Source organism: Enterococcus sp. LX10, from assembly GCF_023539285.1.
Lineage (GTDB): Bacteria > Bacillota > Bacilli > Lactobacillales > Enterococcaceae > Enterococcus > Enterococcus faecalis.
Map to the genome: position 1 here is coordinate 566,705 of NZ_CP092784.1, position 25,889 is coordinate 592,593.

The following is a 25,889-nucleotide window of genomic DNA, read 5'->3' on the forward strand; positions in this document are numbered from 1 at the left end:
TGTAAAGGGAAAAGAAAAGAGGTGACAAGGCATGACCGTGTTGTTGTCCAAAAGAGCGATAAATATTTTATTGATGCTTTTGGATTTGGAAGGGAGCATTACCACGCAAGAATTAGCTGAGAACTTTACTGTCAGCGTTCGAACAATTAAGTATGATTTAGAAGATATTCGTGCTTGGTTTGAACAGCACGATGAGACACTTTATTCAAAACGAAATAAGGGAATCTGGCTAGATTTACCTGACTCTAAACGCTTACTGTTAAAAAATGAAATTATCGATGTCGATCGATTTGAAACCTATCCTGATCAAAAAAGACGAGTCAATGTATTGATTTTTCAGTTATTGTCAGTCAAAGGGTACTTAACGGCACAGCAGCTAGCAGATGAATTATTAGTGAGTCGAAACACAATTGTCAGTGATTTGGAACAGGTTGAACGGTTGCTGCAAGCATATGATTTAACCTTAATTCGCCAAGCACGGCAAGGGTTTACAATTAGTGGTGAAGAAAGCAATGTACGATTACTGATGGAATTTATCACTCAAAAAGAACTTACAGAATACGATATTTACCAAATTATGAACTATGTGACAAAGACAAAAGGGGCTGAAAAAATCCCTAAAATTAAATTTGGGTCAGGGACATTGTTTCAAGGTTGTTATCGTAGTGCATTGAAAAAAATGCGAAATTTAATTAATCCACTCGATCAAAATCAATTTGATTATGCCGAAATATTATCTATTACGTTGAGAGTGGCAATTGCCGCAGCACGTATGCAGATGGCACATACAATTGGGACTTACCGAGTGTTATCGCAAAAAACACGCTTTGAACAACGGAACGAAGTACCACTTTTACTTTTACAAGAGGTGTTTGAACGGTATGACTTGCCTTTATTAGCGGATGAATATTTTTATATTTATAGTGATTTATTCGGAACCCATCAACGGCAAGATATGGTTCAATTAACAAAGCAAGTCATTGAAAGCGTTTCAAAAGAGCTGAATTATCCTTTTGTAAATGATCGCCAATTATTTACGAACTTGTTTGCACACCTGTCCTTACGTTTTACAAAGAAACATTTATTTATTAATGAATACAATCCGTTTTCTGAAGAAATCAAAGGAAAACACCCAGCGTTATTTTTAGCTATTCAAAGTGCCTGTAAACAATTAATTCAACGTTCTGTTTTGCTAGTCAACGATTCTTTCTGCGCATATATTGCGTTGCATTTTTTGGCAGCTCAGGAACGACAACAGCAGGAAGCTAAAGTTGTTAGGATTGTGTATGTTTGCTCGACGGGCTTAGGTGTGACCAGTTTAATTGAACAAAAAATTTTAGAGGAAGTACCAAACGTTGAACTCGCGGGATTTGCTTCTGTTTTAAATGCAACTGAAGTGATTCAAGCAGAAAAGCCTGATTTGGTATTGAGTATTTTCCCAATTGAAGAAATGACATACCCATTTATTAAAGTTAGTCCATTGTTGACGGACACAGACTTAAGTTTGATTCGGGAAGAGGTCGATAAAATTTTATTAGGGAAACGTCAAGGGAAAGGTACCGCTCGCTCCACGAAATCTGATGTAATTGAAAAAAATGAACGGATACAAAGCCAAGATTTGTTAGTAAAAGCGTATATTATTTATGAAGAGTTAAAACGAATGTTTCAAACAAAGTTACTGAGCGAATATCAAGAAGCCTTTTTACTGCACGTTTTATTAATGACACATCGGATTACGTTTAATAAGCAATACGAAGAGATTCCTTGTAATGGAGAAGTATCGCGTGAAAGACAAGAAGAAATTCGGCAAATTGAATGTTTATTTGCTAAAAATGAGTTACCTGTCAATCATGCTGAAATTTCAGCATTACTTAATTATTTAGAACAACCAAAGGAGGAAGAGGATGGAACTAGCAATGGAAGCACAGGAGATCATTCGACAAAGTGCTGAACCAGAAAAGCTACAATCGATTATCAAACAAACCAGTGCGCGATTAGCAGAAGCACAAATTGAACCAACGGAATTACAGTGGACGATTTTGATCAACCATCTCAATGAGATGCTGAATCGTTCAAGAGAAGGAACGACATTATCTGGTGTTGATCGGACGTTATTTACGGAACTAACACCAGAAACGTTGAAAATTGCACAAGAAACAACAGAAGCAATTGGTCAGTTATCAGAAGATGAATGGTATGTTTTAGCTGTTCATTTTGAAGTTGCTAAACAAAACAATTAATAGGAGGAAAAGTTATGATTACAGTAGTTATCGCAGATCGTTTAGGAAAGGGACAAAATGTTGCAAAAGGAGTGGAGCAAGCCGGTGGTCGTGCGGTTGTTGTTCCAGGAATGGGCGCTGATATGCGTTTAGGAGATGTGATGCAACAAGAAAAGGCAGATTTAGGCATTTCTTTCTGTGGCAGTGGTGGTGCAGGGGCGTTAACGGCTGCTACTAAATACGGGTATCCCGAAAGACATGGCATGCGATCAATCGAAGAAGGGGTAACAGCAATTAACGATGGGAAAACTGTTCTTGGATTTGGTTTTATGGATCAGGAAGAACTTGGTAAACGAGTAACTGAAGCATTTATTAAGAAACACGGAGCATAGAAAGTAGTAACTTAGAAAGGAGCGGTAATTATGGATGCCACAAAACGGTCAACACAAACCGTGATTGTTTCTGGAAAAGGTAATAAGAAGAATGAAGCTTTTGCAAGTGCATTGAATGATGTTTCAAAAAAAGTATTAAAAGAAACAACAGAGGTCCTCATCCGGATTGAACCGAAAAAAGTAACTATTCGTCAGGCAAAAGAACAAGTTTATACAGAAAAATTTCTGTTCTTCTTCTTTCCTAGAAAGAGAGTGATTTATCATGTCGAACTAGCTGTAGAAGTGGAAATCCAAGCCATTGCAGTCGAAGAAGTTGATTTTTTAACGGAAACAATTAAAGAACCGAACGCAGTAGTAGTTCCGTTTCTTTCAAAAAGAGGCGTATAAAGGGAGGAAGAAGGAATGGAATTTGTAATCATTTTGCTGAAGTCATTGCTTATTGGTGGTTTACTAGGTTTTGCAGCTGGCGCAGGCGCTGCTCGGATGTTTCATGCACCACAAATGCAAGGGTTAGGGGCATTTAGAACATTAGGAGAAATGAACGCGGCACAAGGAGATCCGGCATCACACTTTTCTTTTGGTTTAGGTTTTTTCTTTAATGCTTGGGCTTCGGCCGTCGGAGCAGGGGCCTTTACACAAGATGTGACCCACCGGATTGTGCCTAACTGGGCTGCAGCAATTTTATTGGTAAAGGATAAAGATGTCACTAAAACGATGCATAATCCCAAAAAAATGGGAATTGTCGGGGCCTTTGTAGGAATGGCGACTGTGGCTTTCTTAAATAGTACAGCTGCAGCAATTCCAGAATCGCTACAAGTAACAGCAGTTGCGGTGTTGGTACCTGCAGCAACGATTTTAATCAATACTGTGATGCCCGTTTTATTCTGGCTAGCGGCTTTAGATGCAGGAAAACGGACGGGTTTTTGGGGAACGTTATTTGGCGGATTATCTCAATTAGTCATGGGCAATGCTGTCCCAGGAGTTGTATTAGGGATCTTAATCGGTAAAGGTGTCGATGATTTAGGGTGGACCCGAATGACACGCGGCATGCTTGGTGCCATTATCTTATTATTTATTTTAAGTGGCTTCTTCCGAGGGTTCGACTTAGAAATGATCGAAAGTTTCCGCTTGTCTATTCCTCAATGGTTAAATAATTTACACAATGTTTTCACCGTTAAATAGAAAAAAGGAGGTCTCATAGATGGAACAGCAAGAAAAAAATGAATGGGCACAACAAGAACAAGAAATTCAAGAAGGTTTAAAAGGCAAAAGTTTTTGGTATGCTGATTGGGGCTTTCCGATTTTAGTCGGGATTATGTCAGCGGCAATTTTTGCAGGAACACATATGTATGTAGTTTATGGTGTGGGCGCCTTTAATGAAGTTTCAATTGTTGCGATGCTAAAAGCTGGTTTAGATGGTGGTTCTTATGGCGCTGCCGCAGCATTTGGTGCAAGTTTCCTGTTTGCACGAATTTTAGAAGGTTCCTTAGTCGGGATTTTAGATTTAGGTGGCTCAATTTTAACGGGGATCGGGATTGGCGTACCTGCAATTTTCCTCAGCATGGGTATTAAAGCACCTGTAGAAAACTTTGGCTTAGCACTTTTAACAGGTGCGCTACTAGGGCTAGCAGTTGGTGGCGTAATTGTGTTGATTCGGAAATTTACTATCAATCAAGGAAATTCCACTTTTGGTGCGGATGTGATGATGGGGGCTGGTAATGCCTCAGGACGTTTCTTAGGTCCGTTAATTATTTTGAGTGCGGCGGGTGCTTCGATTCCTATTGGGATTGGTGCCACATTAGGAGCTTTAGGCTTTTACATTTGGAAAAAACCAATCGCTGGGGGCGCAATTTTAGGCGCAATGATTTTTGGTGCAATATTCCCGGTTTCTTTATAATCAGAAAAAGCCTTTTGTTTTGCACTTTCTCTGTCACGAATAAGAATAAGCGTTTACATTATAATGTTACTATGTTATTATAAATGCGAAATAATTATTATTTTTATTAGTTGAACGGAGGAATTAACAAATGAATGGTTTTGTACAGTGGATGGAAGTTAAGTTAATGCCGATTGCGAATAAATTTGGTTCGCAACGCCATATGACAGCGATTAGAAAAGGATTAATTGCAACGATGCCTTTAACAATTGTGGGCTCATTCTTTACAATTTTTCAAAATATTCCAATTGAGGCATACACAAAATTGATTGAACCTTATCAAGCAATTTTAGATATTCCTTCCCGCTATACGATGGGGTTACTTGCACTTTATGCAACATTTGGGATTGCTTCATCATTGGCCAAAAGTTATAAGCTTGACTCTTTGACGTGCGGAATTTTAGCATTAATGGCCTTTTTAGTAACAGCGGCACCACCAACACGTGTCTTTGAAGATGTTGACAACGTCATTACAGCAGGGCGCTATATTAATTTAGCAAATTTAGGTTCAGCTTCTTTATTTGGTGCGATTGTAACAGCGCTGTTATCTGTTGAAATTTATCGCTTCTTTATTGAAAAAGATATTATGATTAAGATGCCAGATGGCGTACCGCCTGAAGTGTCAAATTCATTTATTGCGTTAATTCCAGGAGCAGTTATTCTTTTATTATTCTGGGTTATTCGCCACGTAATTGGTTTTGATTTGAATGGTTTCTTGAGTACGTTATTAATGCCACTTAAAGGTATCCTTGCTGGTAACAGTTTATTTGGCGGCTTACTAACAGTCTTCTTAATCTGTTTCTTCTGGGTTTTAGGGATTCATGGTCCAGCGATTATGGGCCCAGTTATTCGTCCTTTCTGGGATATGTCGATTGCAGAAAACCTTGAAGCTTTTACCAATGGCGCAAACGTTCATCAGTTACCTAATATTTTTACAGAACAGTTTTTACAATGGTTTATCTGGATTGGTGGCGCTGGAACTACGCTTTCTTTAGTTGTTTTAATGATGTTTTCTAAATCAACGTATCTGAAAAGTCTTGGCCGTTTATCGTTCTTACCAGGCTTGTTTAATATTAATGAACCAGTTATTTTCGGAACGCCTATCGTAATGAATCCTATTTTAGGTATTCCGTTTATCGTGGCACCGTTAATTACCACAACGTTATCTTATTTCTTAACAGTCGCTAATATAATTCCGATGATGGCTGCACGCTTAGCGTTTGCAATTCCAGCACCAATTGCTGCTTGGATGAGTACCAATTGGAGTTTTTCGGCCGCAGTATTAGTGATTGTTAACTTCTTAATTACAATGGCTATCTACTATCCATTTTTCAAAGTTTATGAAAAACAACAATTGGATAAAGAAGCAGAAGAATTAGCAGCTGAACAAGCAGCGAAAAATTAAAAAATGTTAGGGCGGGTGTTCTGATATGAATATCCTGCCCCTTCTAAGTCAGAGAAGAAGGTCAGGAGCGTATAAGATGATTATTTGGTTCATTTTCTTTTTTATCGTTAGTCAAATTATTATAGAAAAAGGGCAGTTGCCTACTGTTGTTTATCAACTTGGTTTAGTAAAGACGTTGGTTTTTACGGCAGTTTGTATTACTCTTTCTATGATAATTGGCGGATTTCTAAATCAACCAGTATTGCTCGTTGGCTCTACAACAATCCTGTGTAGCTCGGTGATTGCTTGGAAATTTCGAAATAAATTTGAAAATAGCGGAGTGTGAGAACGAAGATGAAAAGAGCATTAGGTGTATCAGTTTATCCAGATCATAGTGATATCAATCAAGATAAAGCGTATTTAAAAAAAGCCAGCGAATGTGGGTTTACTCGAATTTTTATGAGTATGTTAGAAGTGACCGATGGCAAAGAAGCGGTTCAGAAAAAATTTAAAGAATTAATTAGTTATGCGAAAAATTTAGGATTTGAAACAATTTTAGATGTCGTTCCAAGTATCTTTGATGAATTGGAAATTTCATATGATGATTTGACTTTTTTCAGCGAATTAGGAGCTGATGGGATTCGGTTGGATACAGGTTTTGATGGAAATAAAGAAGCCATGTTGACGTTTAATCCATTTGGCGTGGCTATTGAGCTGAATATGAGTAATGATGTTGCTTATCTTGATAACATTTTGACGTATGAAGCGAATCGACCTTTCTTATATGGTTGTCATAACTTTTATCCACAAGCGGGAACTGCATTGCCGTATGATTTCTTTGAAAAATGTAGCATCCGCTTTAAAAAGGAAGGAATTCGGACAGCTGCTTTTATTTCATCACAGGTAGGTGAAATTGGTCCTTGGGATGTGAATGATGGGCTACCTACTTTAGAAATGCATAGACAGTTGCCAGTCACTGTTCAAGCTAAACATTTATTTGCAACAAATTTAACTGATGATGTTGTTATTGGAAATGCTTATGCTTCCAACGAAGAATTAGAAGCATTGGGTCAGTTGAATCGTTATCAAACAGAATTGACCATTGTTTTTGAAGAAGCGACGTCTGAAATTGAAAAAGAAATCGTAACAAAAAATCAACATTTTCGCCGTGGAGATATCACTCAGCAGATGATTCGTTCCACAGAAGTGCGTAAAAAATATAAAAATGAAGCTAATCCCCCGCATGATAATCAAGCAATGCTACAACCTGGAGATGTTGTTGTGGGAAATGATGCATTTGGAAAATACAAAAATGAATTACAAGTCGTTTTAGAACCACATCAAGACTCACGCAAAAACCGAGTAGGGCGTATTATAGAAGAAGAACTTGTATTATTAGAATTCATTAAGCCTTGGACAAAATTTAGATTTATAGAAAAGTAGGGAAGAATATGGACTACGATTTACTTATAAAAAATGGACAGACAGTAGATGGTATGCCTGTTGAAATTGCAATTAAAGAGAAAAAAATAGCTGCTGTTGCAGCAACTATTTCAGGTTCTGCAAAAGAAACTATCCACTTAGAACCAGGTACTTATGTATCCGCAGGCTGGATAGATGATCACGTTCATTGTTTTGAAAAAATGGCTCTTTATTATGATTATCCAGATGAAATTGGGGTCAAAAAGGGTGTTACGACAGTGATTGATGCTGGGACAACAGGTGCTGAAAACATTCATGAATTTTATGACTTAGCGCAGCAAGCAAAAACAAATGTTTTTGGATTAGTCAATATTTCTAAATGGGGCATCGTTGCTCAGGACGAACTCGCAGATTTAAGTAAAGTACAAGCGAGTTTGGTCAAAAAAGCGATTCAAGAATTACCAGATTTTGTTGTAGGGATTAAAGCCCGTATGAGTAGGACCGTTATTGGCGATAACGGCATTACGCCTTTAGAATTGGCCAAACAGATTCAGCAAGAAAACCAAGAAATTCCCTTAATGGTTCACATTGGATCAGCACCGCCTCATTTAGATGAAATTTTAGCCTTGATGGAAAAAGGGGATGTCCTAACCCATTGTTTTAATGGGAAAGAAAATGGCATTTTAGACCAAGCAACGGATAGAATAAAAGATTTCGCTTGGCAAGCGTACAACAAAGGGGTCGTATTTGATATCGGGCATGGTACGGATAGTTTCAATTTTCACGTAGCTGAAACAGCGTTGCGCGAGGGAATGAAAGCTGCATCAATTAGCACAGATATTTACATTCGTAACCGAGAAAATGGTCCTGTTTATGATTTAGCCACAACGATGGAAAAACTCCGTGTGGTCGGCTATGATTGGCCAGAAATTATTGAAAAGGTAACCAAGGCTCCTGCTGAGAATTTCCATTTAGCTCAAAAAGGCACGTTGGAAATAGGTAAAGATGCTGATTTAACGATTTTCACGATTCAAGCAGAAGAAAAAACATTGACTGATTCTAATGGATTGACACGAGTAGCCAAAGAGCAAATTCGCCCAATCAAAACAATTATTGGAGGACAAATCTATGACAATTAGTTACGAAAAATTCCACTTAAAAGAAGTCATTAATGCTTCTGGGAAAATGACCATTCTAGGTGTCTCCAAAGTTTCGGAGGTAGTCCTAGCGGCTCAACGATTCGGCGGCGAACATTTCTTTGAAATGAGTGAACTTAGTGTGCAAACAGGGGCCTTTTTAGCCAACTTGTTGAAGGTAGAAGATGCCCAAATCGTTTCCTCAGCTTCGGCGGGGATTGCTCAATCAGTGGCTGCCTTGATTGGAAAAGGCAGCTTGTACCACGCGTACCATCCCTATACAGAAAAAATCGAACAGCGAGAGATTATTTTACCTAAAGGGCACAACGTGGACTACGGCACGCCTGTAGAAGTCATGGTAGCGCAAGGCGGCGGCCAAGTGGTGGAAGCTGGCTACGCCAACATGTGCAGTCCAGAACACGTGGAAATGATGATTTCCGAAAAAACAGCGGCCATTCTATACATCAAAAGCCATCATACCGTGCAAAAAAGTATGCTGACGGTGGCCGAAGCGGCCAAAGTGGCGCAACGCCATAAGGTGCCGCTAATTGTTGACGCGGCAGCAGAAGAAGATCTTTTCAAATACACCGAAGCAGGCGCTGATTTGGTGATTTACAGCGGCGCCAAAGCCATTGAAGGGCCAAGTGCCGGTTTAGTGGTCGGGAAAAAAGAATACATTGATTGGGTGCGCCTACAAGGCAAAGGCATTGGTCGAGCAATGAAAATTGGCAAAGACAATATCTTGGGCTTTACGCAAGCAGTGGAAGAATATTTGACACATGGCAGTGAGTCAGGGGCTTCGATGCAAGAACGCTTAAAACCGTTTGTTGAAGCCATCAACAACCTGTCAGATTTAACCGCTAAAATTGTCCAAGATGGCGCTGGCCGAGACATTTATCGCGCCAGTGTCAAAGTGAACGGCAGAAAAACCGCTAAGGAAGTCATCCAAGCATTAAAAGCAGAAAGTCCAGCCATTTATACGCGAGAATATCAAGCCAACAATGGCATCATTGAATTTGACATTCGTTCTGTCAATCAAGAAGAAATGAACAAAATCGTGCAACGATTACAAGAAATTATGGACACAAAGGAGAAATAAGCCATGTCATTAAAACCTAATTATTTAGAAGAACGCATTTGTTTAAACGTCTTAGCCAATTCAGTAGAAAATGCCCAAGCCTGTTATGAAGCAGCAGAAGGGCATGTTGTGCTAGGCGTCCTTTCAAAAAACTATGAAACCGATGAAGCAGCCATTGACGATATGAAAAAATACCAAGCAGCAACCAACAACGCTTTATCTGTCGGCTTAGGGGCTGGCGATCCTAATCAAAGTCAAATGGTGGCTCGCTTATCAGAAGTTCTACAACCGCAACACGTGAACCAAGTCTTCACAGGTGTCGGCGCTTCGCGGGCCTTACTTCGTCAAGACGAAACAGTGATTAATGGCTTGGTGTCACCCACAGGCAAAGTTGGCTATGTTAATATTGCGACAGGTCCGTTAAGCTCGGGTGCGCCAGCGGCAGAAGTACCTATCGAAACTGCCATCAAATTGTTGAAAGACATGGGAGGCAGTTCTATTAAATATTTCCCAATGAAAGGCTTGGCTCACAAAGAAGAATACCAAGCAGTAGCAGCAGCTTGTGCCAAGTATGACTTTTATTTAGAACCAACAGGGGGCATTGATTTAGAAAACTTTGAAGAAATTGTTCAAATTGCGGTGGATGCTGGCGTTAAAAAAATCATTCCTCATGTTTACAGCTCAATTATCGATCAAGAAACAGGGGACACTAGAACAGAAGACGTGAAAAAGTTACTAACCATGATGAAAAACACATTGAATAAGTAGGTGGCAAAGATGAAAATTGCTGCGTTTGGTGAAGTCATGCTTCGTTTCACTCCGCCAGAGTATCTAATGTTAGAACAAACAGAGCAGTTAAGAATGAACTTTGTAGGTACTGGCGTAAATCTCTTAGCAAATTTGGCTCATTTTCAACTAGAAACAGCATTGATTACGAAATTACCTGCCAATCGTCTTGGTGAAGCTGGCAAAGCAGCGCTAAGGAAGTTAGGAATTTCAGATCAATGGGTAGGAGAAAAGGGCGATCATATTGGTAGTTTTTTTGCAGAAATGGGTTATGGAATCCGACCCACACAAGTAACTTATCAAAATCGCCATCAGAGTGCTTTTGGCATCAGTGAGGCGAAGGACTACGATTTTGAGGCTTTTTTAGCGGAAGTAGATATGGTGCATATTTGTGGTATTTCGTTAAGTTTAACTGAAAAAACTCGTGATGCTGCTTTGATACTTGCTCAAAAGGCGCATGCCTGTCAAAAGAAAGTTTGTTTTGACTTTAATTATCGACCTAGTTTGAATACAGCAAATAGCGCACTCTTTATGCGTCAACAGTACGAACGCATTTTACCTTATTGTGATATTGTTTTTGGCAGTCGACGTGATTTGGTCGAGCTATTAGGTTTCATTCCGCGAGAAGATTTAGAAGGTGAGGCACAAGAAACTGAACTGATTCAGCGCTTCATGTCTCAATACAATTTGGAATGGTTTGCTGGGACAACGAGAAGTCATTCCCAAAATCAAAACTACTTAAGTGGGTATTTATATACCCAAAATGAGTACCAACAGAGTGAAAAAAGACCGCTTCTTAATCTTGATCGAATTGGTGCTGGTGATGCTTATGCGGCGGGGATTTTATATGGCTATAGCCAAAATTGGTCGTTAGAAAAGGCAGTTACCTTTGCCACAGTCAATGGGGTCCTTGCACATACGATTCAAGGAGATATTCCTTTGACAACGGTCAAACAAGTGAATCATGTTCTCGAGCATCCGAATATTGATTTAATTCGTTAAAGAAGAAAACCAGAAGAAAAGTCGTGTGTGGCTTTTCTTCTGGTCTTTTTTTCATTATAATTAAAAGAAACAGATTGCAAAGGAGGCAGCAGGATGAGTGTTGCACATCTTTTAACAGTTTTAGAAAATGATGAATTTATTGAACGGATTCAAAAACGACCAGAAGCGTTCATTGGAACGACTGGCTTAGTCGGCTTAGAGAATTTACTTGTTCAGACAATTAACGGTTTATTAGAGTTTTTCATTGAAAAGAATCAAGGGAAAATTGCAATACAGTTATCGCGTCAACAAATCTCTTTTCAGGTATCTTCCACACGACCGCTTGTTTTTGAACAAAAGCAAGTCGATTTAGAACCACCTTTTCTGTATTTATCTGTTTTACAAGCCTTCTCAAAACAAGTAGGAATCAGTATCGATCAAGAAAAACAGCGGACTATTTTTATTTACCATCAAGGGCAATTGAAAAAACGATTATTATTACCTATTGAAGAAACCCAGGAACGAATTGAAGTCTTGTTTTGGCCAGATACGCAAATTTTTGGTACAGAATCACTTTCTTATATGCGTGTTTTACAACAATGTCAACAGATTGCCATGTTGAATCCAGGCTTAAAGATTCTCTTAACACAAGAAGAGGAACAAAAAAATCTTTGTTATTACCCTAAAGGTTTAAGTAATTATTTATTTGAAAAAGATAACCCATTAACTAGAAAAGCTGCACCGATTATTCAAGCAAAGCAAACAGAATTGGCCCTTGTTCAATTTATTTTGAGTAAAAATCATGCGCCGCAAGTGCAAAAAACATTTGTTAATGGGCATTATCCCAGTCTTGGTGGAACCCACTATGAGGGGTTTCTTGATGGCGTAGTGGTCGCCTTTAATCAATTTTTAGAGGAGCAACATTATTCATTATCTGTGACAGCAGATAGTTTTTTAGCAGAATTTGATTTTGTTTTAGCCATTACGATACCAAAGCCCCGCTACACGGATGCAACGAAAACCATTTTAAGAAATACAGAGTTATATGAAGTGGTTAAAGAAGTCGTTTTTGACGAATTACAACACTACTTTCAACGTCATCCCAAATGGTTAGAGCAAGGAAGAATCGAGGGAAATGAATGAAAATTTTTGTCGATGGCGATGGTTCACCTGTGAAAGAGACGGTTATTGAAGTCGCTGTAGAGAAAGCTTTAGATGTGGTGATTGTTACTAGTGTAGATCATTATTCCTTAAAAGATTATCCAGAAAATGTCTCTTTTGTGTATGTTGATAAAGGAGCGGATGCTGCTGATTTTAAAATTGTGCAGTTAATAAAAAAAGGGGATCTTTTAATTACACAAGATTATGGCTTAGCTTCCTTGGTTTTGCCAAAAGGAGTGTTGGTTTTACATCAACTGGGTTATCAATATACGAAAGAAAATATTGATGGATTGTTAGAACAACGCTATTTTAGTGGCCAAATTCGGCGAAAAGGTGGCCGAACGAAAGGACCTAAACCTTTTACAGACAAAGATAGAACAACGTTTAAACAAGCCCTTATTGAGCTGGTGGAACGGAGTCTTTAGTAAGGAAAAGGCAAGCAAAGAATTTTTCCTTCACTAAATTTGCTTCTATTATGAAACTGGGTTTTATGCTAAAATAAGTAAGGATAATTTGAAAAATAATTTTTTCTAAAAGACAGGAAAGAAACTAGGAGGACAAGCATTTGAAGATTATTTTGTTGTATGGCGGCAGAAGTGAAGAGCACGATGTGTCTGTTTTGTCTGCATATTCCGTTTTAAATGCAATCTATTATAAATATTATCAAGTACAGTTAGTCTTTATTAGTAAAGATGGTCAATGGGTAAAAGGCCCTCTCTTATCTGAACGACCACAAAATAAAGAAGTTTTACATTTAACTTGGGCACAAACACCTGAAGAAACAGGCGAATTTTCAGGAAAACGAATCAGTCCTTCGGAAATTTATGAAGAAGAAGCGATTGTTTTCCCTGTTTTACATGGACCAAATGGCGAAGATGGAACAATTCAAGGATTCATGGAAACCATTAATATGCCTTATGTGGGCGCAGGTGTCTTAGCTAGTGCTAACGCAATGGACAAAATCATGACGAAATATCTTTTACAAACTGTTGGAATTCCACAAGTACCATTCGTGCCAGTTTTAAGAAGTGACTGGAAAGGAAATCCAAAAGAAGTCTTTGAAAAATGTGAAGGTTCTTTAATCTATCCGGTCTTTGTTAAACCTGCCAATATGGGTTCTAGTGTCGGAATTAGCAAAGCGGAAAATCGTGAAGAATTGCAAGAAGCATTGGAAGAAGCTTTCCGTTATGATGCCCGAGCAATTGTTGAACAAGGGATTGAAGCACGTGAAATTGAAGTAGCCATTTTAGGAAATGAAGATGTCCGTACGACTTTACCTGGTGAAGTGGTGAAAGATGTCGCTTTCTATGATTATGATGCAAAATACATCAATAACACGATTGAAATGCAAATCCCAGCGCATGTTCCAGAAGAAGTAGCCCATCAAGCGCAAGAATACGCTAAAAAAGCGTATATTATGTTAGATGGAAGTGGCTTAAGTCGCTGTGATTTCTTCTTAACAAGCAAAAACGAATTATTCCTGAATGAATTGAACACCATGCCTGGTTTTACTGACTTTAGTATGTACCCTTTACTATGGGAAAATATGGGCTTGAAATACAGTGATTTAATTGAGGAATTGATTCAGTTAGCTTTGAATCGTTTTAAACAACGCCAAGAATTTTATAATAACTAAGAAGAAAAAATCACACAAGACTGGGACATGACAAGACTTTGGCATGTCCCAGTCCCTGTGTCAGAGGAGCAAAACATAATGAAATTAACCTTCTGGGAAGTAGCGCAAGCGGTTGAAGCCAGTAATGATTGGCAACAATGGCCTGATTTTCCTTTAACAGGCATTGAATTTGATAGTCGTAAAATTGTGAAAGGAAATCTCTTTGTTCCTTTACAAGGTGAAAATGATGGTCATCGTTTTATTGAGAGTGCCATGGCTAATGGCTGTCAGGCCGCTTTTTGGGGACAGGATTTAGTCGATGCACCGCAACAATTGCCTGTTTTGCATGTTACTGATCCACTGGTTGCTATGCAAAAATTAGCTACCTATTATTTAAATAAAATGCAACCGAATGTCATCGCTGTGACTGGCAGTAATGGAAAAACCACCACTAAAGATTTGATTGCTGCTGTGTTATCTGAAAAGTTTGTGACTTACAAAACGCAAGGCAATTACAATAATCAAATTGGCTTACCCTATACTATTTTACACATGCCTGATGAAACAGAAAAACTGATTTTAGAAATGGGTATGGATCACGCTCAGGAAATTTCTTTCCTTTCCAATCTGGCTCAGCCAGAAGTTGCCGCCATCACAATGATTGGCGAAGCTCATGTGGAAAATTTAGGCTCACGAGCAGGCATTGCACAAGCAAAAATGGAAATCGTAGATGGTTTAGCCAAAGACGGTAGTTTATTTGTGCCAAGCGATGAACCTTTGCTAGAACCATTGGTGGAAAAAGTCACGCAACAAGTGATTACTTTTGGTTTTAGCCAGGAAAGTCAACTTCAAGGAATCGTCACAAATGAAGCCAAAGAGCAAACCTCATTCAAAATCAGTGATACACAAATGACGTTTACGATTCCAGTGCCAGGAACCTATAATGTCACCAATGCATTAATCGCAATTGGCATTGGTCGGTATTTCCAATTAACGGATAGTGAGATTCAAAAAGGGTTGGCTACAGCGGAACTAACAAAGAATCGGACAGAATGGCTGAAAGCAGCGAATGGGGCCGAAATTTTAAGTGATGTGTACAATGCCAATCCGACAGCTATGGGTCTTGTTCTGGACAGTTTTAGCAAAATGTCCAAAGTAGGAAAACGAATTGCTGTTTTAGGAGACATGCTGGAATTAGGTCCTGATTCTGCTGCCATGCATCAAGCAATGGCGCAGCATTTAGCCCCAGATGCGATTGAAGAAGTCTTTTTATATGGTTCTGAAATGGCTTATTTAGCTGATAAATTGCAAGAAACCTATGCACCAGCTAACATTCATTCTTTTAAAAAAGAAGAAAAAAATGAGTTGATTGAAGCTGTCAAAAAAGTCTTACAGCCAGAAGACATGGTGGTTTTAAAGGGAAGTAACGGGATGGGACTTCGTGAAGTCATCGATGCACTTTTGGAAAAGTAAATAAGTTTCATAAAACTTGCTGAAAATAGGATTCTATGATAGAATGACCTATTGCCGGAAGATGACGAGAAAAATTGAATCGTAGTAAATAAAATAGATCTATTTCTATGTTTAATAATAAATGTGAAGCTGAACGACCACGTTTGGCTTTTCTAATGCCATAAGGTGAATTTTTCGGTGAAATCAGGAAAGAAGAAATAGTTGGCACACTATAATGGATTTCTTTTTAACAACTGAAAGTGAAGACACCTGAAACTAGGAAGAAATCGTTCTTTCCGAAACAAAATCTAGGAGGATATCATTTGAAATTTAAAGAACTTGGTTTAGCGCCAGAATTATTATCAGCGGTAGAACGCGCAGGCTTCGAGGAAGCAACCCCTATTCAATCAGAAACAATTCCGTTAGCGTTAGCAGGAAAAGACGTAATCGGACAAGCACAAACAGGAACAGGGAAAACCGCTGCTTTTGGCTTACCAATGCTTAACAAAATTGACGCAGACAACCGCGTTATTCAAGGATTAGTCATTGCACCAACCCGTGAGTTGGCTATCCAAACACAAGAAGAGTTATTCCGTTTAGGCCGCGATAAAAAGATTCGCGTCCAAGCCGTTTACGGTGGGGCTGATATCGGTCGCCAAATTCGTGGACTAAAAGATCGTCCACATATCGTTGTAGGTACACCAGGACGTTTACTAGACCATATTAACCGTCGTACCTTGAAATTAGAAACTGTTGAAACATTAGTTTTAGACGAAGCAGATGAAATGTTAAATATGGGCTTCTTGGAAGACATTGAAAAAATCATCTCACAAGTGCCAGAACAACGTCAAACACTTCTATTTTCAGCAACTATGCCGCCAGCAATCAAGAATATTGGCGTGAAATTCATGAAACAACCAGAACATGTGAAGATTAAAGCCAAAGAAATGACGGCTGATTTAATTGATCAATATTATGTACGTTCAAAAGACTTTGAAAAATTTGACATTATGACACGTTTACTAGACGTGCAAACCCCAGAATTGACCATTGTCTTTGGTCGGACAAAACGCCGTGTTGATGAACTTGCCCGCGGGTTAGAAGCGCGTGGTTACAAAGCAGAAGGCATCCATGGCGACCTATCACAACAAAAACGGATGAGCGTTTTACGTTCATTCAAAAATGGTAACTTAGATATCTTAGTGGCAACAGATGTAGCAGCACGTGGGTTAGATATTTCAGGTGTCACCCATGTCTATAACTACGATATTCCACAAGATCCAGAAAGTTATGTTCACCGTATTGGTCGGACAGGTCGTGCTGGTAAAGGTGGTATGTCTGTGACGTTTGTAACACCAAACGAAATGGGTTACTTACATGTCATCGAAAACCTAACGAAAAAACGGATGACACCATTACGTCCACCAACCGAAAAAGAAGCATTTAAAGGACAATTAAGTGCAGCTGTTGAAACCATCGAAAGTGATCTAGAAGAAAATGGTTTAGACAAATATCTAGAATCTGCTGAAGCATTATTAGAAAAATATTCAGCGACAGACTTAGCTGCGTTATTATTAAAAACAGTAGCGAAAGATCCAGCAGATGCGGTTCCTGTAAAAATTACCCCAGAACGACCATTGCCTTCAAATAAAAAAGGCTTTAACAAAAATGGCCGTGGTGGTGGCGGTGGGAACAACCGTAATCGCAACCGTGGTGGCAATGGTAAAGGTGGCAGCTATCGTGGCAACAAAAACCATAAAGATGGCGACCGTAATTACAAAAATAGCGACCGCAAAAATAAAGATCAACGTGGCGGCAAACGTCATAACGATAAAAAACGTGGTTTCGTCATTCGCGAAAACGCTAAATAATCAAAAGAGCGAGTGTTCCGTCTATGAACGGAACACTCGCTCTTTTTTGGTAGATAATCGTTAAATAGAAAAACTTAAAAAAAGTAAAAAAGGCATCAAAATGATATAGAAAAAGAAAAACGCCAAAATCATCCAAGTTTTCAACGGGGAAGTTAGATTGAAGAGTTTCAGTTTTTGTTGTAGCAAATGAATGGTTAGAATCCAAACCAGTTGCAAGAGAAAAAATAGGCTGGGATTTTTAAAGAAGATTGGAAATATGTAGAGCAACAAAGTAAAAATAAACAGGGCGCAACGAAGTAACTTTTTTTGCCGAGAAGTTAAAGTCATACGTTTTTCTCCTTTTTCTTTTTATTCTCCCATAAGTAGCCAAAATTTGCTATAAAAAATCAGAACATCCGCTTAGTTTCCTGATTTTTTTCCGATACTTCTTAGTTGTTGTCTTACTTTTATAAAAATTCAGAAAAATTTTATAAAAATGTAAATAGGAAGAAAACGTATGGTGCTTCAATTTGTGTGAGGATCTTGTAAAACATTCTTTATTTTTTTAGCGAATCAGTGGAAAAATTTTGAAATTTTGTTAAAATGAAAGGTAATTCGGAGTAACTATATTAAAGGAGTAACTATATTAAATAGGAAGTAAGGCGGAAAATGATAAAGGGAATTGGTATTGACGCAGTAGAATTAAGTCGGATAAAACCGATTGTTGAAAAACAAGGATCGTTTATTCAACGGGTTTTAACACCTAACGAATTGACCCTTTTTGAAAAGTTATCTACAAAACGTCAAATAGAATTTTTAGCTGGTCGTTTTGCTTGTAAAGAAGCGTTCTCTAAAGCATGGGGCACAGGGATTGGCAAAGTTGGTTTACAAGATATTGAGGTGCTGACTGAAAAGACAGGTGCACCGTACGTAGCAAATTCGCCCCATAATGGTAAAGTGTTTGTCTCGATTACGCACACAGATACTATGGCGATTGCACAAATTGTTTTAGAAAGCGAATAACAGAAGCAACGAAGAAAGAAGGATGTACAATGGTCGTTGGATGGCATCGTCCTACACGGTTACATATCGATACGCAAGCAATTACTGAAAATGTCCAAAATGAATGTCAACGTTTGCCAGAAGGAACTGCTTTATTTGCGGTTGTGAAAGCGAACGGCTATGGGCATGGCGCCGTAGAATCCGCCAAAGCGGCGAAAAAAGGTGGCGCGACAGGTTTTTGTGTCGCCTTATTGGATGAAGCAATTGAATTGAGAGAAGCAGGTGTTCAGGACCCCATTTTAATTTTGAGTGTGGTAGACTTAGCTTATGTGCCTTTGTTGATTCAATATGATTTATCTGTAACGGTAGCTACACAAGAATGGTTAGAAGCTGCTCTTCAACAACTAACGCCTGAGAGTAACACGCCATTACGTGTTCACTTAAAAGTCGATACTGGCATGGGACGGATTGGCTTTTTAACCCCAGAAGAGACTAAGCAAGCAGTGCGGTTTGTTCAATCCCACAAAGAATTTTTATGGGAAGGGATTTTCACTCATTTTTCAACAGCTGATGAAATCGATACAAGCTATTTTGAAAAACAAGCAGGGCGTTTTAAGGCTGTTCTAGCAGTTTTAGAAGAGTTACCTCAGTATGTCCATGTTAGCAATAGTGCGACAGCGTTATGGCATCCTGATGTGCCAGGAAACATGATTCGCTATGGTGTAGCCATGTATGGGTTGAACCCTTCAGGTAATAAGCTGGCCCCAAGCTATGCGTTAAAGCCGGCCTTGCGGTTGACCAGTGAACTCATCCATGTAAAACGCTTAGCGGCTGGCGAAGGAATTGGCTATGGCGAAACCTACGTGACTGAATCCGAAGAGTGGATTGGGACAGTGCCAATCGGTTATGCAGATGGCTGGTTGCGTCATCTCCAAGGATTTACAGTGCTCGTGAATGGCAAGCGTTGCGAAATCGTTGGACGAGTGTGTATGGATCAATGTATGATTCGTTTAGCAGAAGAAGTTCCTGTCGGCTCAGTCGTTACATTAGTTGGAAAAGATGGCAATGAAGAAAATACGTTACAAATGGTAGCCGAAAAATTAGAAACCATTCATTATGAAGTTGCATGTACTTTCTCACAAAGAATCCCCAGAGAATATAACTAGATAGGAGGTTCCACTATGGTCAAACGCGGAGATATTTATTTTGCAGACCTTTCCCCAGTAGTGGGCTCGGAACAAGGTGGCGTCAGACCTGTCCTTGTTGTCCAAAATAACTTAGGTAATCATTTTAGCCCAACGATTATCGTTGCGGCGATCACAGCCAAAATGGCAAAGCCAAAATTGCCAACACATATCGGGATTAATTCTGATGAAACAGGCATTGAAAAAGATTCAGTGATTCTTTTAGAGCAGATTCGAACAATCGATAAGGGCCGCTTGAAAGAAAAAGTTTGTCATTTGAGACTTGATATTATGGAAGAAGTTGATCGTGCCTTAGGCATCAGTGTTGGACTTAGTAGCGATTCAGCCCCAGCAAAAGCAAATTCAGCTACATAAAGAACGATAGCTACTATGAAATCAACAAAGACGAATTGGATTTTTGAAAAAGCAACTGATTGAATTTGGTTTGCTAAACATAGTTTGAGTAAAAGCGAGAGGGATAGCCAAGTGGCATCTCTCTTGTTTTTTTTGTTTTGTATTTAAAAAATTAAAATATAAATATAAAATTCAAATTTTTATCATCTTATTTTAAATAAAGTTGTTGGCAAGGCTCAAACGGAATGTTACAATCAATACTATATAGAGTTTTTAAAGAGCGTAACAGGTAATTTTACAAGTTTTGATTGTTGAGTGATGACATAAAGGAGATTATATTGGTATGATGATTGTTGTACTTTTAATGAGTAGTTGCTTATTTTTATTTGTAAGCTATCAATTGTATTTGCGATTACTTGTCGAAAAACTGGATTCAGAGGACAGGACATTAAAGAGGAAAATAAATTTCTATAAGTATCAGAAAAATAGTCGTTTAATGATTTATTTATTGTTTAGTGTTTGTCTACTTAGCGTATTATTGTTAGGAATTGTTTATACATATTATCAATTAAATCAACGAAATATCCGCATGGAACAGCGGATCGAGCGTTTGGCACAGGGCCAAGCTACTCAAGGTGACAAAATAAAAAAACAAGCGATTAAAAAAACAGCCTTAAACCAGTTTCCCTGGAAGCAAGCTGTTTCGACAGAATCGGCCGCTGTCTTGACTAATTATGAATTACAATTAGCGCGTGAATGGCGTCCTTACTTCGGTGAGACGAGTATCACAATAATTAGAAGTGAAAAAACACAAACCTTGACACTGTCTGTTTTTTCAGTTGGCTTAAGTTACCCTGAATTTCAAACAGCCCAAGACAATATTTTAGCACTTATTTCAGCATTGGATTCAGTCAAAGAAATTACCATGATTGATTTTAATTTTACTTATCGAGATCAAGAGCAAACCCTTGTCAAATCCATTGATACGTATGCTCGTGAGACACTTGAAACAAATTTGGAGCCTGTCGTGATTAGTTAAAAGGACGAGAGAAAGGACATATAAATGACAAAAAGACGTTTAATCAAAAAAATTAAAGATATTTCGGATGATACGCTTGAAAAAGAAGTCTTTTTTCAGCCAGGATTCGAACCAGAAAAAATAATTAGCGGAATCAAACCAGAACAACAGGAAAAAGAAATGGCGACGTTAAGAGAAAGGCTCGCCTACTATCAGAAAAAAGAAACAGCCTTTAAAAAACTTCAAGAAGAAAATGAGCAATTAAAGAACCAACAAGAAACGGAAAAACAAGCATTAGAAGAAAAAAATCAGGCATTACTTGAAACACTAAATCAAAAAGAACATGAAATTTTTGAATTGGAAGAGCAACTGGAAACAGACAGTGAAACCACGACAGAGGCTACTACTCTTCAAACAAATCTGCAAAACGCAGAAAAACAATTAACCACTGTACATAATCAAATGGAACGTTTAGAAAGTGAATTAACGCAGCAAGTGGCAGAATTAGAAAAAGAATCGGCTGAACAGCAACAACATATCCAGACATTATACAACCAGTTAGCAGAAGAAAAAGGAAAGTTGGAGAAAAAAGGGGATATTACAGGAATGGAAAAGCAAGTAGAAACGTTAACGACAGAATTAGAAGAAAGCACAACGACTCAACAAGCATTGCAGGAACAAATTGAAAAACTAACTGTACAATTACAAAAAGTAGAAGCCGAAAAACAAACCTTACAAGAGGCTGCCCAACAAGAAGTGATTGTGCAACAACGCATGGAGGAGTTAAAGAATGAGCTTCAGAATAGTTTACAGCAAAAAAATGAAGCGGAAGTAAAATTAGGGCGACTGCAAGGTGTCAATGACAAACATCTTGCTGAAAAGCAAGTTTACGAAGGGGAATTAGCTGCTCTAAGAAAAGAAGTAGAGTCCAAAGAAGACAGTTTAGAACAAGTTCAAAAAGAATTGAAGACACTACAAGCCGTTTCAAAAAATATTGAACCGAGTAGTGAGCAGTTAACAGAACTGCTACGCGCAAAACAGCAAATTAACGATTTATTAATGAAAAATCAGCAATTACAAGAAGAGGCTTTAAAATCGCAACAAGAAATTGGCGAAGTGATGGTTTCTGCCAAAAAAGAAGCCAATCGGATTGTTAATGAAGCGAAAGTAGAAGCAAAACACCTAATCAATTCTGCAGAATTAGAAATGTTAAATATTGGTAATCGAGCGAAAAGTATTTCGAATGAAGTCGAAGCGTCAAAAGTAGAAGTACTTGAGATTTATCGCGAATTAGAGGAACGCTTAACTAAACTGACACGTCTTGAACAAGATAATTATTAATAAAATGGTCAGTAAAAAGTTAATGGGAGCAAGGAAACTACATTGTCTTGGAGTCCTTTTTTTAGCTGTTACACTAAGTGGCTCTGCAGAACGATTACAGGCTGCTGTTGTCTCAAAGGAAGAGCAGTCACTAAGGCAACCGCTTATCAGGAAAAACATAGTAACAGAGAAGAGCGAATATCTTGTACAAGCAAATCAAAGTATCTGGGAGCTGGCACAAGATGCGCAGAAACCACTGAATCAGTTTATGAAGGAGAACCAGTTACGTAGTAGTTATATAAAAAAAGGAACGCAATTAGTCAAATAGAAAAAAGGAGCAAGAAAGGAAAAGTTTATTTAAGGAGCTTTTCCTTTTAAGAAAACGATGGAAGAATGGATAAAGCCAGTTATGCGAACAATTCGCCACATTAAGCGCGCCTTCTTGAAGCAAAAGTTGCCTGCGACATATCAGCTAAAAAAGCAAAAGACTAACAAAGCAACGGAATATTTGCTTGAGCAAACAGATAACCATCGATCAATAAGAGGACCGCAAAGAAAAATGACCGCTGAAGAGATTAAAAAAAAGCGGCAAGCCTACCAAAAGAAACAACGCATCCAAGTCGTTAAATTTTTTATGCCAGCTATTCTTTTCGCCATTTTTGTGTTCTTTTTTGTGTTAAAGACATCTAGCTACCCAATTGCTGGGCAATCCATGAAGCCGACACTTAACGCAGGGGAACGAGTCTTAGTACAACGGACGAAGCAAGTAACAAGGTACGATGTGATTGCATTTAAAGCACCGCTAGCTAACAAAGGTACGTACGTCAAGCGAATTATCGGGGTTCCTGGTGATCGAATTTGGGTAAATGAGGGAAAACTTTATCTTTCAGAAGAACCTATAGCAAGCGATAATGAGGCACTGCCTGAGAATGCCAGTCGTTTTGACTTATCAGAAGAAGCAGCAGCCCAACTTCACCTATTTCAGAAGATTCCAGCCGGTCATTACTTTGTCTTAGGGGACAATCGTACGCATTCAAGTGATAGTCGTACGTTCGGCTTTGTCGAGATACAGACGATTGAAGGCATCGTGGTGTTTAAAATGGCGCCGTTTAAGGAAATAGGGAAAGTAAAATAAAAAGCTTAAGTCAGCCATCTGAGAGTCGGGCACTTAAGCTTTTCTTATTAGAGGTTATTTACCCAATAACAATTGAATGATTTTTTCAATTGATTGCAGGTCATAACGATTACTAATATCCGAAAAAATATAGTAATGGTCATACTGGGCAATGAGCTGTTCATTATTGGTATTCATTAAAAGCAAATCATAATGGTTTTCTACGTTGTAAGGCTCAATTTTCAGCGGATATTTTCCAGCGATACTCTGTTGTATTTTTTGTGCTACCAACTCACTATAGGCACTGCTCAATGAGTGATAAACACCAATCGTTATTTTTTTTTCATTTAATTCAGCAATGTGATTCAAAATAAGCGTATAATTAATTTCAGTAAATTGATTTTGGTATTTAGAAATAGTGGCTTCTGTGGCAAAGTTCGTTGTAGCGATTTCCACTAATTCGTAAACTTCACTTTCACTAAAAGGATGACGTAAGACTTTCAAAAGTGACTGAATTGTCCAATAATCAAAGGGTAAAATAAATCCAGAAAAATAGTAGAGTTGCGCATGTAATTGAAAAAGTAAATTTTCAATATAAAGTAATCGAATAGGCAGTACGTAATGAGATAGATAATCATGTGCTTTAAGATACGTTAAAATAACTCGGTTCATTTCGTTAAGATACGTTTTTTCGATTCGTTGTTGTTTTGCTAAACGAAAGGCGAAAGCAGCATTCGCAGAATAATTATGCATGGAACAAAAAAAGTCATAAAACATATAGGCTTCGTTGCTTGTATATGGACGGTCGATTCTTTTCATATATGTATGTATAGATAAATTAATTTCTTCAAATAAAGGTCGATCGAGTTGGGCATCCTGTGGACTAATCGTTGGCAGGGGTTCTAAAATCATGCGACGAAAAGAAATTTTCATCCAAAGTTTAATTTGGAGAATTTCTGTATGATCAAAGGTAATTCTGGGAATTTCTTGTAATATCTCAATTAATCCTAAGTATTGATTGGCCAGCTCTTTTTCCAAATCTGTTTTTTCTTCAAAGATAAACCAGAAAAAATTAAAAAAGAAAAAGCGAATTTGTTTTTCTTCGCCAACAAGTTTTCCTCGTTTGATACGTAAATTAAACTCATTGAGTAAATCATTTAATTCAACAATTTTTCGATAATACGTAGCAGAGCTAATGGCATAATTCTGTTGAAAATACCCGCCATTTATTTCATTCTTATGGAAGAGCTGCTGGACCATGTGAAACTTAATAGATTTATCCAAGAACAACATGATCATTGATTTCATGGAAAAGGTTGGTGCTTTGTTTAGATAAAGGGTATCACCTAATGCAGTCACGGTGAGGCTTTCTTGAAGTCGCTCTTCTTTCAAAAATTGCTCTAAAAAAGAAAGGTATTCATTCAATGTTGGTAAACTAATATTGAAAAAATCTATTAATTCATTTCGTGTTGCTTGGCCTTTATTATTATATAGGAATAATAAAATATCATTCATATAATCATAAGGTTTCTCTAAAAAATCTCTTTTTAACATCGTTGCTCACCTCTCTTTTAAGAATACTGCATCTATGATAAAATGGCAATAAACAACTGATAAAAAGATTGCTTTTTGAAGTGTTTTTTATTATCATTGAAAAAAAGAAATAAAAGAAAAAAACAAAGCATTTAAATGACAACAAAATAATTAAAATGAAGGAGCGACAGAATATGAACAGCGTAGTGAATTTTAGAGATATCGGAGGATTTCCAACGAAACAAGGCACATCCGTCAAGACAGGGCATTTTTTTCGGAGTGGGGAACTCGTTAATGTTGCACAAGAGGATCAACAGATGCTAGTAGAGGATTATCAAATTAAACGGATTTATGATTTTAGAAGTGCAGCAGAAACGCAAGAACGACCAGATGATTCAATTCAAGGAACCAACTATTTACATATAGATATTTTGGCCGATATTCAGGCACAGACCGCTTCATTAGAAGGAATGCTTAAAACGGTTGGTTCACCCGATGCAGCAATGGACATGGCTTATAAAGAGATGGTTCTTTCCAATTCGGGCCGCAAAGGTTACCAAACATTTTTTGAAAACTTTTTAAGTTATCCACAGGAAGCTATTTTATTTCATTGTTTCGCAGGAAAAGATCGAACAGGAATCGGTGCAGCCTTGATATTAAGTGCTTTAGGTGTGGAACATTCATATATTTTAGAAGATTATTTAAAGACGAATGAGCAAAGAAAAGCCGCTAACGAGCAGATTATTGCACAATATCAAGCAAATGGAACCTCTTCAGCAGAAATTCAACAATTAGAAACGATGCTTTATGTGAAAAAAGAGTACTTAGCGACCGCTTTACAGGCGATTGAAAAAGAATTTGGTTCGGTAGAGGGCTATTTAAAAGAGGGACTCGGCTTACCTTTATCCGCCAAAAAAGACATGCTAAGTCTGTACACAAAATCATAGATCCT

28 protein-coding genes are annotated in these 25,889 nt (G+C 38.1%); 26 read left to right on the forward strand and 2 right to left on the reverse strand.

What is annotated here, in order from left to right; translation table 11 throughout:
- Nucleotides 1–31: 31 nt before the first annotated feature.
- The 18 genes from MKZ30_RS02750 to cshA all read left to right on the forward strand — a co-directional run bounded on the left by MKZ30_RS02750 (nucleotide 32) and on the right by cshA (nucleotide 17,433).
- The gene (locus MKZ30_RS02750) at nucleotides 32–1,951 is read left to right on the forward strand and encodes a BglG family transcription antiterminator (RefSeq protein ID WP_010715053.1); all 1,920 of its coding nucleotides are present in this window, start codon (nucleotides 32–34) and stop codon (nucleotides 1,949–1,951) included.
- Nucleotides 1,917–2,240, forward strand: coding sequence for a PRD domain-containing protein (locus MKZ30_RS02755; protein WP_002393661.1), 324 nt, complete (start codon nucleotides 1,917–1,919; stop codon nucleotides 2,238–2,240). Before MKZ30_RS02750 ends, MKZ30_RS02755 begins: the two co-directional genes overlap by 35 nt.
- A gap of 14 nt (nucleotides 2,241–2,254) precedes the next feature.
- Nucleotides 2,255–2,611, forward strand: a complete 357-nt coding sequence (locus MKZ30_RS02760; protein ID WP_002355707.1) for a glycine-rich SFCGS family protein — start codon at nucleotides 2,255–2,257, stop codon at nucleotides 2,609–2,611.
- Between the two features lie 30 nt (nucleotides 2,612–2,641).
- Nucleotides 2,642–2,998 (forward strand): DUF4312 family protein, encoded by a 357-nt coding sequence (locus MKZ30_RS02765; RefSeq protein WP_002383076.1) that lies wholly within the window; start codon nucleotides 2,642–2,644, stop codon nucleotides 2,996–2,998.
- 15 nt (nucleotides 2,999–3,013) lie between these two features.
- Nucleotides 3,014–3,793 (forward strand): DUF4311 domain-containing protein, encoded by a 780-nt coding sequence (locus MKZ30_RS02770; protein WP_033600997.1) that lies wholly within the window; start codon nucleotides 3,014–3,016, stop codon nucleotides 3,791–3,793.
- 19 nt (nucleotides 3,794–3,812) lie between these two features.
- Nucleotides 3,813–4,508 carry a DUF4310 family protein gene (locus MKZ30_RS02775; protein WP_002361314.1) on the forward strand — a complete coding sequence of 232 codons (696 nt, stop codon included), beginning with the start codon at nucleotides 3,813–3,815 and terminating at the stop codon, nucleotides 4,506–4,508.
- Between the two features lie 130 nt (nucleotides 4,509–4,638).
- Nucleotides 4,639–5,952, forward strand: a complete 1,314-nt coding sequence (locus MKZ30_RS02780; protein WP_002358780.1) for a PTS sugar transporter subunit IIC — start codon at nucleotides 4,639–4,641, stop codon at nucleotides 5,950–5,952.
- Nucleotides 5,953–5,977: 25 nt separating this feature from the next.
- Entirely contained in the window at nucleotides 5,978–6,277 is a 300-nt protein-coding gene (locus MKZ30_RS02785) for a hypothetical protein (RefSeq protein WP_002383078.1), read from the forward strand.
- Between the two features lie 8 nt (nucleotides 6,278–6,285).
- Nucleotides 6,286–7,374 (forward strand): DUF871 domain-containing protein, encoded by a 1,089-nt coding sequence (locus MKZ30_RS02790; RefSeq protein WP_016614081.1) that lies wholly within the window; start codon nucleotides 6,286–6,288, stop codon nucleotides 7,372–7,374.
- A gap of 8 nt (nucleotides 7,375–7,382) precedes the next feature.
- The gene (locus MKZ30_RS02795) at nucleotides 7,383–8,492 is read left to right on the forward strand and encodes an amidohydrolase/deacetylase family metallohydrolase (protein WP_002368108.1); all 1,110 of its coding nucleotides are present in this window, start codon (nucleotides 7,383–7,385) and stop codon (nucleotides 8,490–8,492) included.
- Entirely contained in the window at nucleotides 8,482–9,588 is a 1,107-nt protein-coding gene (locus MKZ30_RS02800; protein ID WP_202566396.1) for a DgaE family pyridoxal phosphate-dependent ammonia lyase, read from the forward strand. Before MKZ30_RS02795 ends, MKZ30_RS02800 begins: the two co-directional genes overlap by 11 nt.
- 3 nt (nucleotides 9,589–9,591) lie before the next feature.
- The gene (dagF, locus tag MKZ30_RS02805) at nucleotides 9,592–10,335 is read left to right on the forward strand and encodes a 2-dehydro-3-deoxy-phosphogluconate aldolase (RefSeq protein ID WP_202566398.1); all 744 of its coding nucleotides are present in this window, start codon (nucleotides 9,592–9,594) and stop codon (nucleotides 10,333–10,335) included.
- Nucleotides 10,336–10,344: 9 nt separating this feature from the next.
- Complete coding sequence (locus MKZ30_RS02810) at nucleotides 10,345–11,355, forward strand: sugar kinase (RefSeq protein WP_002415894.1); 1,011 nt, start codon at nucleotides 10,345–10,347, stop codon at nucleotides 11,353–11,355.
- 93 nt (nucleotides 11,356–11,448) lie between these two features.
- The gene (locus MKZ30_RS02815) at nucleotides 11,449–12,477 is read left to right on the forward strand and encodes a DNA topoisomerase IV subunit B family protein (protein WP_002415895.1); all 1,029 of its coding nucleotides are present in this window, start codon (nucleotides 11,449–11,451) and stop codon (nucleotides 12,475–12,477) included.
- Entirely contained in the window at nucleotides 12,474–12,920 is a 447-nt protein-coding gene (locus MKZ30_RS02820) for a YaiI/YqxD family protein (RefSeq protein ID WP_002376042.1), read from the forward strand. The genes MKZ30_RS02815 and MKZ30_RS02820 overlap by 4 nt, the downstream gene beginning before the upstream one ends.
- Nucleotides 12,921–13,060: 140 nt before the next feature.
- Nucleotides 13,061–14,131, forward strand: a complete 1,071-nt coding sequence (locus tag MKZ30_RS02825; protein WP_002355721.1) for a D-alanine--D-alanine ligase — start codon at nucleotides 13,061–13,063, stop codon at nucleotides 14,129–14,131.
- A gap of 78 nt (nucleotides 14,132–14,209) precedes the next feature.
- Complete coding sequence (locus tag MKZ30_RS02830; protein ID WP_002355722.1) at nucleotides 14,210–15,583, forward strand: UDP-N-acetylmuramoyl-tripeptide--D-alanyl-D-alanine ligase; 1,374 nt, start codon at nucleotides 14,210–14,212, stop codon at nucleotides 15,581–15,583.
- A 302-nt stretch (nucleotides 15,584–15,885) separates the two neighbouring features.
- Nucleotides 15,886–17,433 (forward strand): degradosome RNA helicase CshA, encoded by a 1,548-nt coding sequence (gene cshA, locus MKZ30_RS02835; RefSeq protein WP_002355724.1) that lies wholly within the window; start codon nucleotides 15,886–15,888, stop codon nucleotides 17,431–17,433.
- 60 nt (nucleotides 17,434–17,493) lie between these two features.
- On the opposite strand, the gene MKZ30_RS13350 is transcribed toward cshA, so the two are convergent.
- Complete coding sequence (locus tag MKZ30_RS13350; protein WP_010827210.1) at nucleotides 17,494–17,760, reverse strand: hypothetical protein; 267 nt, start codon at nucleotides 17,758–17,760, stop codon at nucleotides 17,494–17,496.
- Nucleotides 17,761–18,081: 321 nt separating this feature from the next.
- Here MKZ30_RS13350 and acpS point away from each other — a divergent pair, with 321 nt between their 5' ends.
- From acpS to lepB, 7 genes are all read left to right on the forward strand, one after another.
- On the forward strand, nucleotides 18,082–18,435 hold the full coding sequence (gene acpS, locus MKZ30_RS02840) for a holo-ACP synthase (protein WP_002355727.1): 354 nt from the start codon (nucleotides 18,082–18,084) through the stop codon (nucleotides 18,433–18,435).
- Nucleotides 18,436–18,464: 29 nt separating this feature from the next.
- The gene (alr, locus tag MKZ30_RS02845; RefSeq protein WP_002419384.1) at nucleotides 18,465–19,580 is read left to right on the forward strand and encodes an alanine racemase; all 1,116 of its coding nucleotides are present in this window, start codon (nucleotides 18,465–18,467) and stop codon (nucleotides 19,578–19,580) included.
- A 15-nt stretch (nucleotides 19,581–19,595) separates the two neighbouring features.
- Nucleotides 19,596–19,973, forward strand: a complete 378-nt coding sequence (locus MKZ30_RS02850; protein WP_002355729.1) for a type II toxin-antitoxin system PemK/MazF family toxin — start codon at nucleotides 19,596–19,598, stop codon at nucleotides 19,971–19,973.
- A gap of 322 nt (nucleotides 19,974–20,295) precedes the next feature.
- Nucleotides 20,296–20,991, forward strand: coding sequence for a hypothetical protein (locus tag MKZ30_RS02855; protein ID WP_010816360.1), 696 nt, complete (start codon nucleotides 20,296–20,298; stop codon nucleotides 20,989–20,991).
- 24 nt (nucleotides 20,992–21,015) lie between these two features.
- On the forward strand, nucleotides 21,016–22,311 hold the full coding sequence (locus MKZ30_RS02860) for a coiled-coil domain-containing protein (RefSeq protein ID WP_002419382.1): 1,296 nt from the start codon (nucleotides 21,016–21,018) through the stop codon (nucleotides 22,309–22,311).
- Nucleotides 22,292–22,618, forward strand: coding sequence for a hypothetical protein (locus MKZ30_RS13355; protein ID WP_002368127.1), 327 nt, complete (start codon nucleotides 22,292–22,294; stop codon nucleotides 22,616–22,618). The genes MKZ30_RS02860 and MKZ30_RS13355 overlap by 20 nt, the downstream gene beginning before the upstream one ends.
- Before the next feature lie 57 nt (nucleotides 22,619–22,675).
- Nucleotides 22,676–23,425 carry a signal peptidase I gene (gene lepB / locus MKZ30_RS02865; RefSeq protein WP_002415900.1) on the forward strand — a complete coding sequence of 250 codons (750 nt, stop codon included), beginning with the start codon at nucleotides 22,676–22,678 and terminating at the stop codon, nucleotides 23,423–23,425.
- 54 nt (nucleotides 23,426–23,479) lie between these two features.
- On the opposite strand, the gene MKZ30_RS02870 is transcribed toward lepB, so the two are convergent.
- Nucleotides 23,480–24,958 carry a helix-turn-helix domain-containing protein gene (locus tag MKZ30_RS02870; RefSeq protein ID WP_033601096.1) on the reverse strand — a complete coding sequence of 493 codons (1,479 nt, stop codon included), beginning with the start codon at nucleotides 24,956–24,958 and terminating at the stop codon, nucleotides 23,480–23,482.
- 173 nt (nucleotides 24,959–25,131) lie between these two features.
- Between MKZ30_RS02870 and MKZ30_RS02875 the strand changes: the two genes are divergently transcribed.
- The gene (locus tag MKZ30_RS02875) at nucleotides 25,132–25,884 is read left to right on the forward strand and encodes a tyrosine-protein phosphatase (RefSeq protein ID WP_010715057.1); all 753 of its coding nucleotides are present in this window, start codon (nucleotides 25,132–25,134) and stop codon (nucleotides 25,882–25,884) included.
- Nucleotides 25,885–25,889: the final 5 nt, after the last annotated feature.

Bases quoted from the DNA above. Each gene is read 5' to 3' on its own strand.
- MKZ30_RS02810 (WP_002415894.1), top strand. From the start codon at position 10,345: ATGAAAATTGCTGCGTTTGGTGAAGTCATGCTTCGTTTCACTCCGCCA.
- lepB (WP_002415900.1), top strand. From the start codon at position 22,676: ATGGAAGAATGGATAAAGCCAGTTATGCGAACAATTCGCCACATTAAG.
- MKZ30_RS02875 (WP_010715057.1), top strand. From the start codon at position 25,132: ATGAACAGCGTAGTGAATTTTAGAGATATCGGAGGATTTCCAACGAAA.
- MKZ30_RS02815 (WP_002415895.1), top strand. From the start codon at position 11,449: ATGAGTGTTGCACATCTTTTAACAGTTTTAGAAAATGATGAATTTATT.
- MKZ30_RS13350 (WP_010827210.1), bottom strand. From the start codon at position 17,760: ATGACTTTAACTTCTCGGCAAAAAAAGTTACTTCGTTGCGCCCTGTTT.
- MKZ30_RS02800 (WP_202566396.1), top strand. From the start codon at position 8,482: ATGACAATTAGTTACGAAAAATTCCACTTAAAAGAAGTCATTAATGCT.
- MKZ30_RS02870 (WP_033601096.1), bottom strand. From the start codon at position 24,958: ATGTTAAAAAGAGATTTTTTAGAGAAACCTTATGATTATATGAATGAT.
- dagF (WP_202566398.1), top strand. From the start codon at position 9,592: ATGTCATTAAAACCTAATTATTTAGAAGAACGCATTTGTTTAAACGTC.
- MKZ30_RS02795 (WP_002368108.1), top strand. From the start codon at position 7,383: ATGGACTACGATTTACTTATAAAAAATGGACAGACAGTAGATGGTATG.
- MKZ30_RS02850 (WP_002355729.1), top strand. From the start codon at position 19,596: ATGGTCAAACGCGGAGATATTTATTTTGCAGACCTTTCCCCAGTAGTG.
- MKZ30_RS02780 (WP_002358780.1), top strand. From the start codon at position 4,639: ATGAATGGTTTTGTACAGTGGATGGAAGTTAAGTTAATGCCGATTGCG.
- MKZ30_RS02750 (WP_010715053.1), top strand. From the start codon at position 32: ATGACCGTGTTGTTGTCCAAAAGAGCGATAAATATTTTATTGATGCTT.
- MKZ30_RS02785 (WP_002383078.1), top strand. From the start codon at position 5,978: ATGAATATCCTGCCCCTTCTAAGTCAGAGAAGAAGGTCAGGAGCGTAT.
- MKZ30_RS02830 (WP_002355722.1), top strand. From the start codon at position 14,210: ATGAAATTAACCTTCTGGGAAGTAGCGCAAGCGGTTGAAGCCAGTAAT.
- MKZ30_RS02770 (WP_033600997.1), top strand. From the start codon at position 3,014: ATGGAATTTGTAATCATTTTGCTGAAGTCATTGCTTATTGGTGGTTTA.
- MKZ30_RS02860 (WP_002419382.1), top strand. From the start codon at position 21,016: ATGACAAAAAGACGTTTAATCAAAAAAATTAAAGATATTTCGGATGAT.
- MKZ30_RS02790 (WP_016614081.1), top strand. From the start codon at position 6,286: ATGAAAAGAGCATTAGGTGTATCAGTTTATCCAGATCATAGTGATATC.
- alr (WP_002419384.1), top strand. From the start codon at position 18,465: ATGGTCGTTGGATGGCATCGTCCTACACGGTTACATATCGATACGCAA.
- MKZ30_RS02765 (WP_002383076.1), top strand. From the start codon at position 2,642: ATGGATGCCACAAAACGGTCAACACAAACCGTGATTGTTTCTGGAAAA.
- MKZ30_RS02755 (WP_002393661.1), top strand. From the start codon at position 1,917: ATGGAAGCACAGGAGATCATTCGACAAAGTGCTGAACCAGAAAAGCTA.
- MKZ30_RS02855 (WP_010816360.1), top strand. From the start codon at position 20,296: ATGATGATTGTTGTACTTTTAATGAGTAGTTGCTTATTTTTATTTGTA.
- MKZ30_RS02760 (WP_002355707.1), top strand. From the start codon at position 2,255: ATGATTACAGTAGTTATCGCAGATCGTTTAGGAAAGGGACAAAATGTT.
- MKZ30_RS02775 (WP_002361314.1), top strand. From the start codon at position 3,813: ATGGAACAGCAAGAAAAAAATGAATGGGCACAACAAGAACAAGAAATT.
- acpS (WP_002355727.1), top strand. From the start codon at position 18,082: ATGATAAAGGGAATTGGTATTGACGCAGTAGAATTAAGTCGGATAAAA.
- MKZ30_RS02820 (WP_002376042.1), top strand. From the start codon at position 12,474: ATGAAAATTTTTGTCGATGGCGATGGTTCACCTGTGAAAGAGACGGTT.